The organism is Janthinobacterium sp. TPC_1 (genome assembly GCF_056037845.1).
Window position 1 is genome coordinate 4,497,892 of sequence record NZ_CP195157.1, and the last position, 12,692, is coordinate 4,510,583.

Here is a 12,692-nt window from a genome sequence, read left to right on the forward strand (position 1 = left end):
ATCATTGGCATGCGCTGCCATGTTGCGTTTCTGGCGTGGCTGCCTGGCCAGGCGCCGGCGCCTGTGCCGTGTATGCGGCGGCGGCATCGATGGCGTGCGCCAGCGCCAGTTCCAGGGTGTCGAGCGCGGCGGCCGCGTCCTTGCCGGCGTGGAGCAGCTGCTCCGCGCGCTGGGCCGCGTGCAGGGTGGCGGGCAGGGCCAGGCTGCCCGCCACGCCGGCCAGCTTGTGCGCCAGCGCGGCGGCGTCGCCGCGCGCGTTGGCCGCCAGCAGGGCGCGCATGGTGGCGACGGTGTTGCGGTACGTGGCGCCAAAGCGCGACAGGTGCTGGCGGTAGGGCGCCTCGTCGAGCCACTGCGCCAGTCCTTGCGCCAGGTCGATCACGGGTGCCGTGCCGGATGGCGGCACGGGCATCGCCGCCGCGCTGATGGCTGGCGGCAGGGCCGGCAAGCCTTGTGCATGGCGCCGGTGCACGCGCGCGACCAGGGCGATGGTCTGCGGCACGTCGAATGGTTTGCTGATGAAATGGTTCATGCCCGCTTCCAGCGCCGCCGTCTGCTGCGTCTGGAATGCGCCCGCCGTCAGCGCCACCACGGGAAGGTCGTGGAATTGCGGCAGCTGGCGCAGCGCGCGCGTGGCCTGCAAGCCATCCATGACGGGCATCTGCACGTCCATCAGCACGATGTCGACTTCATCCGGGTGATCCAGCAGCCAGTCCAGCGCCTGCCGGCCATCGCAGGCGAACGCGGGCAGGGCTCCCTGGTCGCGCAGGATATGGTTGACCACGTCACGTCCCGGTTGATTTCGCTGTCGTCGACCACCAGCACGCGCACGCCGGCGAGCTGGCGTTCCTCCAGCGCCGCATGGCTGGCATCGAGGCCGGCCAGTTCGGCGCGGCGCTGGCGCGCATCCATCGTTGCGTTGTACAGGCTGGAGGCCGTGACGGGTTCGTTGAGGATGGCATCGGCGGGATTGTCCGGATCGGTATGGCGCCGCGCGGGCGCCGTGGCCGGCGCGCCGCTGGCCGCCACGATGACGACGGGGCAATCTTGCGGCGGCAAGTGCTCGCGCAGCGCGCGCGCAACGGCTTCGCCATCCATGTCAGGCAGGTGCGCGGCCAGCAGGACGGTGCCGGGCCGCGCGCCCTCGGCGCAGGCGAGCGCGTAGTCGAGCGCCGCCTCGCCGCCGGCGACCGCATGCACGCTCCAGCCCAGGCCTTGCGCCACGGCGCCGACCGTCGCGCGCGTGGCGGCGTTGCCGTCGGCCAGCAGCACGTGCAGGCCCTGCATGTCGGGCATGCCGCGCGCGCGCGCGGGCATCAGCTGCAGCGGCGCCGTGAAACTGAATTCGCTGCCCTGGCCCAGCGTGCTTTTCAGGCGCAGGGCGCCTCCCATCAGACGCACCAGCTGGCGGCAGATGGTCAGGCCCAGGCCCGTGCCGCCGAAGCGGCGCGTGGTCGAGGTGTCGGCCTGGGTGAAGGCGGAAAAGATCGTTTCCTGCACTTCGGGGGCGATGCCGATGCCCGTGTCGCGCACGCAAAAGCGCAGCACGGCGACATCGCCATCGCGGCTTTCCAGCGCCGTGTGCAGCTCGACTGTGCCCTGCGCCGTGAACTTGATGGCGTTGCTGGTGAGGTTGACCAGCACCTGTTCCAGCCGCAGCGCGTCGCCCAGCACATGGTCGATGCCGTCGGGCAGGGGGCCGATGCGCACGGCGATGGGCTTGTCATGCACGGCCACGCCCATGCTGGCGGCGATCTTGTCGATCACCTCGGCCAGGCGGAACGGCGCCTGCTCCAGGTGCATATGGCCCGCCTCGATTTTCGACACGTCGAGCACATCGTTGATAATGCCGAGCAGCGACTGGCCGGCGGCGCGGATCTTGCGCGCCATCAGCAGCGCCTCGCCATCGAGGCCGCCTCTTTCCAGCAGCCAGGCCATGCCGAGGATGGCATTCAGGGGCGAGCGGATTTCATGGCTCATGTTGGCGAGGAATTCGGCCTTGCTGCGGTTGGCCGCCTCGGCCCCGTCGCGCGCCAGCAGCATGGCTTCCTCGGCCTGTTTTTGCGCGGATATGTCCTGCACGAAGATCAGCGTTGCCGGCCCGTCCTTGAGCATCACGCGGGCCGTCGTCTTGAGGATGGGCACGGGCCGTCCCTGCTTGTCCAGGCCGACTGCTTCGAAGACCTGCTCGCTGGCGGAATCGGCCTCGATCAGCGCCTCGCTGCTCGCCAGCGCCGCCTGCGATTCTGCCGTGAGCATGCTGCGCCACGGCAGGCCGCTCAAGTCGTCCTCGAGGGCGTAGCCGTGCAAGTGGCGGTAGCGGGGGTTCGAATAGACGAAGCGGCCATGGCGCAGGATGGCGATGGCCAGCGGCGCATCCTCGATCAGCGTGCGAAAGCGCGTTTCGCTGTCCGACACGGCCTGCATGGCCTGCCGCGCGCTTTCCTGCTGCGCGTGCCAGGCGGCCAGGTGCCGCCGGCGCCGCTGGCTCCAGTACAGCAGCGCGCTGCCGGTGGCGGCCAGGATGGCGAAGAAAATGGCATAGCCGGTTGCCTGGCGCCGCAGCGGAGCGGCGATGGCCGCTTCCTCGCGGCTCAGGCCGATGATCAGCGCGCGGTCCATGTGCAGCGCCGGCGGCGCGATCGTGGCCATGGCCATCATGCGCGGCGGGCTGGCGGGCTGGCCGGGCACCATCACACCGTCGAGCACCGCCGATGGCTGGCCGCTGTCGCGCAGGCGCCGCAGGAAGCTGCCGGGCACGTCCAGGTTGCTGCCGTCGACGGCGCCCTTGGCCGGGTAGTTGAGGAACTGGTGGCCGTCGCCGTGCAGCACCACGGCCCACACGTCGCCCGCATACATGGCGGTGCGGAACTTGCCCGTGAAATATTCGGGATCGAAGGTGGCCATCACCAGGCCGGCAAAGCGGCCCTGCCGGTCCGGCACCATGCGCGCGGCCGTCATCACGAGGTCGTTCCTGAACGAGCGGAAGGGCGGCGACAGGTACAGCATGTGCGCGTCGGGCGCGTCGCGCACCGTCTGGAAGTAGCCGCGGCGCGAAAAATCCTGTTGCATCAACTCCGGGATATTCGTGGCGAGGGGCTTGCCGCTGGCGTCGAGCACCAGCATGGTGCGCACGCCGGGCATGGCGTCGACCAGGGCGGTCAGGCGCCGGGGCAGGGCCTGGCTGGCGCCCGTTTCCGCCGCGGGGCCGAGAAAGTCGCGGATCACGCCTTCGAGCACCAGGTTGGTGGCGGCCAGGTCGACTTCGATATTCTTTGCCAGCAGCGCCGTCAGCACCTCCAGCCGCTCGCGTTCCGCCGCCGCGTGCCGCGTGGCTTCGGCGAGGTGCAGATACGCCAGGGTGACGCCGATGACCAGCAGTCCGAGGAGAAAAAAAAGCCACTCAATCAGTCGTCTGTGCACTGCGTCGCCACCTGGTAGTCGGATCATGTGACGATGCTATACCGTATAGGGGAGAAGAACAACTTTCCCTGTGACTACTCAGCCGATAGTGTGGTCAATTTGTCGAAGTGGCCCACCGGCTGCGCCGTGTCGGCCAGCGGCAGGTACAGGCTGAATACGGCACCCTGGCCCGGCGCCGATTCCACCGCGATGCGTCCGCCCATCAGGACCGCCAGGTGGCTGGCGATGGCCAGGCCCAGCCCGGCGCCGCCATGCGCGCGGCTGGGCGTGTCGTCCGCCTGCGAGAATTTCTCGAAGATGCTGGCCTGCTGCGCCTGCGCGATGCCGACGCCCGTGTCGCACACGGCGATGCGCAGCTGGCCGGCGTGGCGCGCCACGCGCACGTCGATGCGTCCGGCGGGCGTGAAGCGCAGCGCGTTGTCGAGCAGGATGGCGAGCAGGCGCACCAGGCGCGGGCGGTCGCAAACGAGGTGCGACGGCGTATCGGCGGCGCACCAGGCCAGGGCGATGCCCTGCTCCGCCGCGCGCTGGCGGAACGGCGCCAGCGCCTGGGCCAGCACGCCGGGCAGCGGCTCCACCGCGCACTTGAGCCTGAGCTGGCCGCCCTCGAGGGCACTCAGTTCCATGGTCGCCTCGACCAGCGACAGCAGCTGGCGGCCGCTGGCGCGTATGGCCTGCGCGTGGCTGGCCAGCCCGGGCTGCGGCTGCAGCTGCTCCAGCAGCAGGTCGGAAAAGCCGAGGATGCCGTTGAGCGGCGTGCGCAGCTCATGCGACATGTTCGACAGGAAGCGCGACTTCGCTTCGCTGGCGGCGATGGCCCTGGCGCGGCTGTCGATCAGGCGCCCGATCAGCAGCACCAGCGCGGCCCACGACAGCACGATCAGCGCGCTGGTGACGGTCGCCATCAGCAGCGCCTGCTCGCGGCGCGAAGCGTAGTCGGCCAGCACCGTGTCGCGGTCCAGGCCGATCAGCATGTAGAGCGGATAGTGCGCCAGCTTTTCAAACGCGTAGTAGCGCAGGGTGCCGTCGATGGGGCTGCGCTGCAGGAAGCTGCCGCGCGTCTTGCCGCGCATCTGCGCGAACAGAGCGCTGTCGCCGACGTCCTGGCCGATGGTGTTGACGCTGCCGACGCGGCGCGCCCGCATCACGCCATCGGTGCCGATGAGGGCGATGGAGCTGTTCTTGCCCAGGTCGACCTCGTCATACAGGCGCGTGAAGTAATACGGATCCATCGACGCCACCACCACGCCCTTGAAGCTGCCATCGGGGTGATTGATGCGCCGCGTCAGCTGGATCGACCATTTTTTCGACACGCGGCCCAGCACGGGCTTGCTGATGTAGAGTTCGCCGCTGTCGCCGCGCACGTGCACCTGGAAGTGCTCGCGGTCGGCCAGGTTGGTGGGTTTGAACGGCTTGCTCGTCAGTACGGTGTCGCCCCGCTCGTTGACGATGCTGAACAGGTTATACAGGGGGCCGGGATTGAGCCCCTGCTGCAGGTCGGTGACGATGTCGAGCTTGTCTCCCAGCGCATTGTAGCGCCCGCGCAGGTAAGTGACGGCCTGGTCGGCCCCTTCGATGGTGCGTATCGCATGTTCGTCGAAGACCCGCGCCATGCTGCGCGCATCGCGCTGGGCGTCGGCGATGGCCCGCTCGTGGGCGTGGTCGAGTTGCCGCAGCGTGACGCCCCACAGGCCGGCCAGCAGCAGGGCCACGAAAAACGACAGCAGGATGCGCGTGTCCAGGCGTTCCCAAGGCAGGGCCTGCCATTTCAATCGTGGTGTGATGTCGTGCCGCATGCCGCCTCCCACAGTAGTCGGCCCGTGACGGCCGCCGCGATGGCGGACCTGGACACGGACTGCATTACTCTCTCTGAGATCAATTATATCGAATATAAATGATTTAATCGATAAAATTGAATTATTTGTGGTAAGTGTTGTATTTGACCGCTGCGCCTAGGATGCGGCCTGGCGTGCCAGCCAGTGTTCCACCAGCTCGCGCAACTGGGCCGCCGTGAAGGGTTTGGACAGGTAAGCGTCCATGCCGGCATCCATGCAGCGCTGCCTGTCGTCGTCGGTGACGCCCGCCGTCAGGGCGATGACGGGGGTACGCGCGGCACCGCTGCGCAGTTCGCGCGCGCGCAGCGTCTGGCAAGCCTGGTAGCCATCCATGACGGGCATCATGCAATCCATCAGCACCAGGTCATAGCGCTGTGCCGCCAGGGCCAGCAGGCCCAGCTCGCCGTTTTCCGCCGTATCGATGGCGTAGCCGCGCCCGCCCAGCTGCAGGCAGACCAGCTGGCGGTTCAGCGCCGTGTCCTCGACCAGCAGGATGCGGGCCGCGGGCGCGGACTCCGGCTCCGGTGCCGGCGCAGGGCGCAGGGACGGGGGCGGGCGGTGCGGCAGGCGGCGCGGCGCACGCATCGTCCTGCGGCGCGCCAGCCGGCGCGGCCGGGCCGCACGGGATGCGCACGGTGAAGCGCGAGCCGGCGCCGGGCGTGCTGTCGCAGCCGATCTCGCCGCCCAGCAGTCCGGCCAGCTGCTGGCAGATGGCCAGGCCCAGTCCCGTGCCACCATATGCGCCGCTGATGCTGGCGTCGGCCTGGCAGTAGGGCTGGAAGACGCGGCCCAGCTGCTCGGGCATCATGCCGATGCCGGCGTCGCTGACGCGGAACAGGAGGGCGGCCGTGCCGGGGCTGTCCGGTGCGCCAGGCGCCAGCTGCAGGCTCACCGTCACCTGTCCCGACGCCGTGAATTTGATGGCGTTGCCGACCAGGTTGCCCAGTATTTGCGCGATGCGCGTGCGGTCCGAGCACACCTGCCGCGGCACGCGCGGGTCCACCTCGGCCACCAGCTGCAAGCCTTTGCGGTCCGCCTGCGCGTGGTGCAGCGCCAGCAGGTCGTCGAGCAGCTGGCGCGGGTCGAAGTCGCGCAGTTCCACGCCCATCTGGCCCGCCTCGGCCTTGGACAGGTCGAGAATGTCGTTGAGTATGTGCATCAGGTCGTGCACGCCGTTGCTGACGTTGGCCGCATAGTGGCGCTGCGTCGCATCGAGCGGGGTTTCCAGCAGCAGTTCGGCCATGCCGACGATGCCGGCCATCGGCGTGCGGATTTCATGGCTCATGATGGCCAGGAAGCGCGACTTGGCGGCATTGGCCGTTTCCGCGTGCGCCTGCAGCGCCAGCGCCTGGGCCGTGTCGCGCTCGCGGCGCCGCAGCAGGCCCATGATCAGCGCCACGGCCAGCGCCACCGCCAGCAGGCTGACCAGCGCCGCCCCGCCCATGGTGCGCAGCATGCGGCGCCAGCCCGCCAGGTAGACTTCGTCCGTGACGGTGACGTTGACGGCCAGCGGATAGTCGCGCACCAGGCGGATGCCGGCCAGGCGGTCGACGGGGCGGCCCTGTTCGGCCGCGCGCGGCAAGTCCACCTGCAGCACGCCATGCGTCTTGCCCTGTTCCAGCAGGCGGTAGGTACTGCCCGTCAGGTTGCGCTTGCCCATCATGGCGGGGGCGGCAGGCCAGCGCGCCAGCAGGGTGTAGTCGCTGCGGTACAGGGAAAAGGCCGTATGCTCGCCGATGCTCGTGTTCTGGAAGAATTTGCTGAAGAAATCGCACGACAGGCCCACCAGGATCACGCCCAGGAAGCGGCCGTCCGGCCCGCTGATGCGCCGGCTGATATAGAAGGTCCAGGCACCGTTGCCCTTGTTTTGCACGGGCGCGCTGACGTGCATGCCGCCGTCCGGGTGGCGGCGGTGGTAATCGAAATAATCGCGCTCGTCGAGGCGGATGGGCGGTGCGGGAAAGGCGCGGCTGAAGACCAGCACGGCGCCGTCGCCGCCCACGATGGACACCACGTCCACTTGCGGCACGCCGCCGATCTTGTGCCGCAGCATCTGGTGCATGGCCTGGTTGCCGGCGGTGGCGGCCAGCGCGGCTCCGTCGGCCGGGGCGGCTGCCTGCACTTCGTTGCTGACGCTGTCGAGCACGAGGCGGGCCGCCGTCATGCTTTGCGCCGTGTTTTCCGCCAGCAGCAGCGACAGGTTGGACAGATCCCGTTTCCAGTCTTCGACGGCTTCGCGGTGCAGCAGCATGCCGGAGATGACGATGCACAGCGCCAGCAGGCCCACCAGCGCCAGGCCGGCCACGGCTGCCGTGGTGCGCGGCGGATAGCGGTGGACCAGGCGCAGGATGGCCCGGCGCGCATTCATGCCTGTGCGCCCGTGTAGTCAAGCATGCTGCGGCGTACCTCCTGTTCCACCGCGCCGAGCAGCGCCGCCGTTTCTGCGAGCCAGCCGGGCGCCGCCACGCCCTGGTGGCGCACCAGCTGCTCCAGTTCCGCCAGGCGCGCCGTCAGCGCGCGGGCGCCCAGCAGGGCCACCGTGCCGCGCAGGGTATGGCAGGCATGCACGATGGCTTGCGCCGCGCCGCCGCGCACGGCCTGCTCCACGCGCGCGTACATGGCCGGCGACGTGTCCAGATAGGTCTGGGACAGGGCGCGGAACATCTCCAGGTCATGGCCGGTGGCCTGGAACAGCACGGCGGGATCGATGTGGCGATAGGCTGGCATGCTGGACTCCCGGACAAAGGTGGTGAACTAGGCGGCCAGGCTGTTGCGCCGCGCATGGCCGGCGCAGCAGGCGCGCAGATAGCCGCGCAGCTCGTCGTAATTGACGGGTTTGGCAAAGAACACCACGCCGGGCGGCACGCCGCCGCGTTCTTCGAGTTCCTCCGACGTCAGGCTCGACAGCATGGCGATATGCATCTCCGCCAGCAGCGGATCGGCCAGGATGGTGCGGATCACCTCGTAGCCGTCGATGCCTTCCATGACGATGTCGGCCAGCAGGATGTCGGGCTGGTCGCGGGCGATTTCATCAGCGCCTGGTAGCCGTTCTCGCAAAAGCGCAATGCCGCCTGCAAGCCCCAGGAGCCGATCTGCTTTTCATACAGCGCGCGCTCGATCGGATTGTCTTCGATTACCAGGATGGAGGGCGGACGGCCTGATGGGGCGGGGCGGCTGGCGCGCGCCGCGCGCTGGTCCTGGCCCGGCTGGCCGGGATTGCCCTTGTAGGCCTCGACGGCCGCGAGGGGAATGCGCCGGTGGCCGCCCTTGGTTTTCCAGGCTTCGATTACGCCTGCCTCGACCAGTTGCTGTACCGATGTCACCGAAATACCGAGGATTTCGGCGGCCTTTTGGGTAGTGCAAACGTCTGCAGTGTGCATGATGGACTTTATGGTCGCGGATGAAGTTGAAGGGAATGATACGCAATCGCGCTCAAAAAATCAATTTCAACGAATTAGATGAATTCACTAAAAACCTGGCCGGTGGCGGGCCGGGGCCTGGTGCGCGTGCGGCAAGTGGCGACATGGGCGGGCGCTGCCAGGATCTCGCGCCATTCGCTCCACTCGGCGTTGCTGTGGCGTAGCAGGGTTTCCATGTGTTCTGCGTCCAGGCCCAGTACCCGCGCGGCGGCCAGGGCTGGCCCGCGCGGCCCTGCACCATTGCGCAGTATCAAGTCGGCGAAACTGCTGGCCAGCTTCAGCAGCCAGGCCAGGTCCGTCATGTGCCCGGCACGCCCGAAGCCGGGCGGCGCGGCATGGCAGCGCACGGCGTCGCACAGGATCTCCGGCATGCCCCAGCCCCGCATGAGGCTGGCCGACAGCGCCAGCCGGTGGTGGCCGAAGCGCCGCGACTCCGCGCACAGCAGCCGGGCGCCGGCAGCGTCGCCATGCTGGGCCAGCAGTTGTCCATATTCCTGCGGATGCAAGGTGGCCAGGGCCAGCTGGCCGCAGTTGGCCAGCAAGCCGCAGCTGTACAGCTCATCGGCCGGCGCCAGCTGCAGCGCGTCGCCCGCCACGCGGGCGGCGCACGCCATGGCCAGCGAGTGCGACCAGAAGCGCTGCGCGTCGAAATGCGCGCAGGTGGCCGCTGGCGGGGCCGGGGCGGCGATCGCCTCGCGCAGGGCGGGCAGGCCGATGGCTTCCAGCAGCGCGGCGTTGACTGCAGCATGCATGCGTTCGCCCGGTGGTACGCCGGCATTCGCCAGGCCGATGACCTTGCCGGTCAGGGCCGGATCGCAGCCTATCTGTTCGGCAAGCTCATCGAGCGGAACCTGCTGCTGGCAGCGGCTCGCCAGCCAGTGCTGGCGCCAGGCGGGCGAAGGCAGGATGGCGCCGCCGAGCAAGCCTGCCAGGTCGATGTGCGCGCTCATGGCCGGCTCCCGATGTCGCTATAGTCATCGGCTTGCGCCGTGCCCGTTTGCAGGGCCGTGACGGCTTGCGACAGCGCATCGAGCGCCATCAGCAGATCCGCATGCAGGAGGCGCAGCGCGCCGATATCGTTGGAGAAGCCCGCATGCACGGCCGGCCTGGCGCGCCAGCGCCTGCAAGGGAAGCAGTCCCATGGCCTGGCTGCCGTCGAGAATTTCCTGCGCCAGCACGCGTGCGGGGGCGGCCCGCTCGCAGCGCAGCGCATGGGCGATGCCGGCCAGGCGGTCGCGCGTCTCGGCCACGAACAGGGCCAGGATCTCGCCCTGCAGGCGCCGGTCGTAACCGAACATCGCGTCGAGCCGGGCCGCCTCGAAGGGCGGCGTGTCCGCTGCCCTGGGCGCCGGCGGCGGTGCGCTGTCAGCCGCCTTGGCCGGCGGGGCCGCTTTGCGCGTTTGCAGCAGCTGATGCAGATCGGGCGGCGTGCCGCCTGCGGCCGGCGGGCGGCCGGCATGGCGCCAGCGGGTACGGCGCCAGAGCAGGGCGGCCAGCAGCAACAGCAGGCCCGCCAGCGCCAGCGCCGGGCGCATCAGCGAGAGGTCTTCGCAGCGAAGGAAGGGGTGGATGGAGAGTAAGGCGTTCATGGCAGTGCTCCAGTACGGACGATGCTTGTTATCTTGCGTGATGGCGGACCTAAAATACTTCCCAGTCGCCGGAGTCGGCCACCGCCGTGGCCGTGCCCTTGGACTGGCCCGGGGCAGGCGTGGCGACCAGCTTGAGCGACGCCTTGCGCTGTGCCGGCCGCGGGGCGGCAGGCGCGCGGGGCGCTTGAGGCGGCGCTGGCCGGGCCGCCGCGCCGGCTTGCCCGTGCGCCAGCTTGAAGGTGCCCACCACGCCGGCCAGGATGCCCGCCTGCTCCTGCAGCGATTGCGATGCCGCCGCCGCCTCTTCGACCAGGGCCGCATTCTGCTGCGTGACTTCATCCATTTGCGTGATGGCGCGGTTGATTTCCTCGATGCCCGTGCTTTGTTCCACGCTGGCGGCCGAGATTTCGCTGACGATGTCGGTGACGCTGCGCACCGTGTCGACCACTTCCGTCATGGCCGCGCCGGCCTGCCGGACCAGCTTGCCGCCTTGTCCCACCTGTTGCACGGAGTCGCCGATGAGTCTTGATTTCCTTGGCCGCCGCCGCCGAACGGTGCGCCAGGTTGCGCACTTCGGTCGCCACGACGGCAAAGCCGCGCCCCTGTTCCCCGGCGCGCGCCGCTTCCACGGCCGCATTCAGGGCCAGGATATTCGTCTGGAAGGCGATGCCGTCGATGACGCCGATGATGTCGGCGATCTTGTTGGACGCGCTGTCGATCGCTTCCATGGTGCGGATGACGTCGTCCATCACCTGGCCGCCCCGTTGCGCCTTGTCCGAAGCGCTGACCGCCATTTGCTGGGCCTGGCGGGCATTGTCCGCGTTCTGCCGCACGGTGGCCGTCAGTTCTTCCATGGCCGAGGCGGTTTCTTCCAGCGAGCCGGCCTGCTGTTCCGTGCGCGCCGACAGGTCCAGGTTGCCCATTGCGATCTCACCCGACGCGGTGCTGATGGTGTCCGTGCCGGAGCGCACTTCGGACACGATGCGCACCAGGCTCCCGCTCATCTCCGCCATGGCGTTCATCAACTGGCCCACCTCGTCGTTCGAGGTGGCGCTGATTTGTGCGCTGAGGTCGCCGCCGGCGATGGTGCGGGCCACGCCGATGGCGCTCTCGAGCGAAGAGGCGATGCGCCGCGCCAGCAGCAGGCCCATGCCGGCCACCAGCGCCGTCACGGCCAGGGCCAGGCCGAGCGAAATCCAGCGCGCGCTGGCCGCGGTGGCGGCGCCCTCGGCGGCTCCCCTGGTGGCCAGGCTTTCGTTGTAGCGGTGGTGGGCGGCGAGGGCATCGACCAGTTCCTTGATGACGGGCTGGCTCTGCATCAGAAAGTCGCGCGCCGCGTCGAGTTCTCCCGCCTTCGACAGTGTCAGTACCTTGTCGCGTACGGCGTCGTAGTGCTGCAGCACGGCGCGGTCCGCGGCCAGCAGTGCTTTATCTTGCTCATCGGAAAGGTTTTCTTTTTCATACTTGTCGAGCGCCTGGCCGACTGCCGCGCGCGCTTCCTTGATGCCCGCTTCCAGGGCGTCGCGCCTGGCGGCATCCTTGCTGGCCATGTGTTGCCAGACGGCCGTGCGCATCTGTGCGAACGGCACGAAAGCCTGGTTCAGGGTCAGCAGGCTGGGAACGGTGTTGACGGTGGCATAGCTGGCCGCCGTGTACACGCGATTCATCTGGTAGATGCCAAAGCCCGTCAGGGCGGCCAATCCCAGGACGACGGCAAGGATCAATAAGTACAGGCGTTTGGCAATAGTCATGATGGGGACCGCTCCAATGAAGTGAAATTCACGAAAAGTGCTTGGTTTCGATGTTTTTTCCATTTTACGATAAAAATATGTTTTATTCGAGAAATTTGTTGTTGATTTATTTTATTCAATGATTTTCATCAAAATCGCACTGCTGTATCTGGCTTGACGGTCAGTTCGTGTATAAAAAGCCACACGGCACGCGGCGGGCGCTCTCGCGTGTGCCACGCTTTGCCGATTGGTGAAAAAATGAAATTGCATTGATCGCCGTCAATTCGGTGCGCTGGCGCGTGCCGCCGACTTACCCTTGCAAAGGAGCATCATGACTGCCTCTACCCGGCCTGGACCCTTGTTAGTCATTACCGCAGTCGTCTTTATCCTGCTTGGACTGGCGCTCGCTGGCGGCGGCGCCTGGCTCGTCAGCCTCGGCGGTTCCTGGTATTACGTGGTGGCCGGCATCGGCATGCTCGTCGCGGGCGCGCTCGTGGGGAAGGGGCGGCGCAGCGCCCAGCTTTTCCTCGCGCTGCTGCTGTTTGCCACCCTGATCTGGTCCGTCATCGAAGTAAAGTTCGACTGGTGGCAATTGCTGCCGCGCCTCGATATCTGGTTTGCCGCCGCCGTCTGGCTGCTGCTGCCGTTCGTCGACCGCCGTCTGGCGCCGGCCCTGATCCACGGCGCCAAACCGCG

General features: G+C 68.2%; 8 protein-coding genes and 2 pseudogenes. All 10 read right to left on the bottom strand.

Translation table 11 applies throughout. The annotated features are described in order from the left end of the window. Position 1 precedes the first annotated feature (1 nt). The gene (locus tag ACQVLG_RS21950) at positions 2 to 784 is read right to left on the bottom strand and encodes an Hpt domain-containing response regulator (protein ID WP_474290990.1); all 783 of its coding nucleotides are present in this window, start codon (positions 782 to 784) and stop codon (positions 2 to 4) included. After that, complete coding sequence (locus tag ACQVLG_RS21955; protein ID WP_474290991.1) at positions 673 to 3,423, bottom strand: ATP-binding protein; 2,751 nt, start codon at positions 3,421 to 3,423, stop codon at positions 673 to 675. Before ACQVLG_RS21955 ends, ACQVLG_RS21950 begins: the two co-directional genes overlap by 112 nt. A 74-nt stretch (positions 3,424 to 3,497) precedes the next feature. Then, positions 3,498 to 5,219 carry a sensor histidine kinase gene (locus ACQVLG_RS21960; protein WP_474290993.1) on the bottom strand — a complete coding sequence of 574 codons (1,722 nt, stop codon included), beginning with the start codon at positions 5,217 to 5,219 and terminating at the stop codon, positions 3,498 to 3,500. 156 nt (positions 5,220 to 5,375) lie between these two features. Continuing rightward, entirely contained in the window at positions 5,376 to 5,729 is a 354-nt protein-coding gene (locus tag ACQVLG_RS21965) for a response regulator (RefSeq protein WP_474295754.1), read from the bottom strand. Next, positions 5,623 to 7,626 (bottom strand): sensor histidine kinase, encoded by a 2,004-nt coding sequence (locus tag ACQVLG_RS21970; RefSeq protein ID WP_474290994.1) that lies wholly within the window; start codon positions 7,624 to 7,626, stop codon positions 5,623 to 5,625. Before ACQVLG_RS21970 ends, ACQVLG_RS21965 begins: the two co-directional genes overlap by 107 nt. Next, entirely contained in the window at positions 7,623 to 7,985 is a 363-nt protein-coding gene (locus ACQVLG_RS21975; RefSeq protein WP_230538222.1) for an Hpt domain-containing protein, read from the bottom strand. Before ACQVLG_RS21975 ends, ACQVLG_RS21970 begins: the two co-directional genes overlap by 4 nt. Before the next feature lie 27 nt (positions 7,986 to 8,012). Next, positions 8,013 to 8,638, bottom strand: a pseudogene (locus tag ACQVLG_RS21980) (response regulator). A 74-nt stretch (positions 8,639 to 8,712) separates the two neighbouring features. Continuing rightward, on the bottom strand, positions 8,713 to 9,627 hold the full coding sequence (locus ACQVLG_RS21985) for an HDOD domain-containing protein (RefSeq protein ID WP_230538220.1): 915 nt from the start codon (positions 9,625 to 9,627) through the stop codon (positions 8,713 to 8,715). A 24-nt stretch (positions 9,628 to 9,651) separates the two neighbouring features. Next, complete coding sequence (locus ACQVLG_RS21990) at positions 9,652 to 10,266, bottom strand: hypothetical protein (protein WP_474290995.1); 615 nt, start codon at positions 10,264 to 10,266, stop codon at positions 9,652 to 9,654. Between the two features lie 49 nt (positions 10,267 to 10,315). Beyond that, a pseudogene (locus tag ACQVLG_RS21995) lies at positions 10,316 to 12,017 on the bottom strand (methyl-accepting chemotaxis protein). Between the last annotated feature and the right edge of the window lie 675 nt (positions 12,018 to 12,692).

Bases quoted from the DNA above. Each gene is read 5' to 3' on its own strand.
- ACQVLG_RS21990 (WP_474290995.1), bottom strand. From the start codon at position 10,266: ATGAACGCCTTACTCTCCATCCACCCCTTCCTTCGCTGCGAAGACCTC.
- ACQVLG_RS21960 (WP_474290993.1), bottom strand. From the start codon at position 5,219: ATGCGGCACGACATCACACCACGATTGAAATGGCAGGCCCTGCCTTGG.
- ACQVLG_RS21975 (WP_230538222.1), bottom strand. From the start codon at position 7,985: ATGCCAGCCTATCGCCACATCGATCCCGCCGTGCTGTTCCAGGCCACC.
- ACQVLG_RS21985 (WP_230538220.1), bottom strand. From the start codon at position 9,627: ATGAGCGCGCACATCGACCTGGCAGGCTTGCTCGGCGGCGCCATCCTG.
- ACQVLG_RS21970 (WP_474290994.1), bottom strand. From the start codon at position 7,626: ATGAATGCGCGCCGGGCCATCCTGCGCCTGGTCCACCGCTATCCGCCG.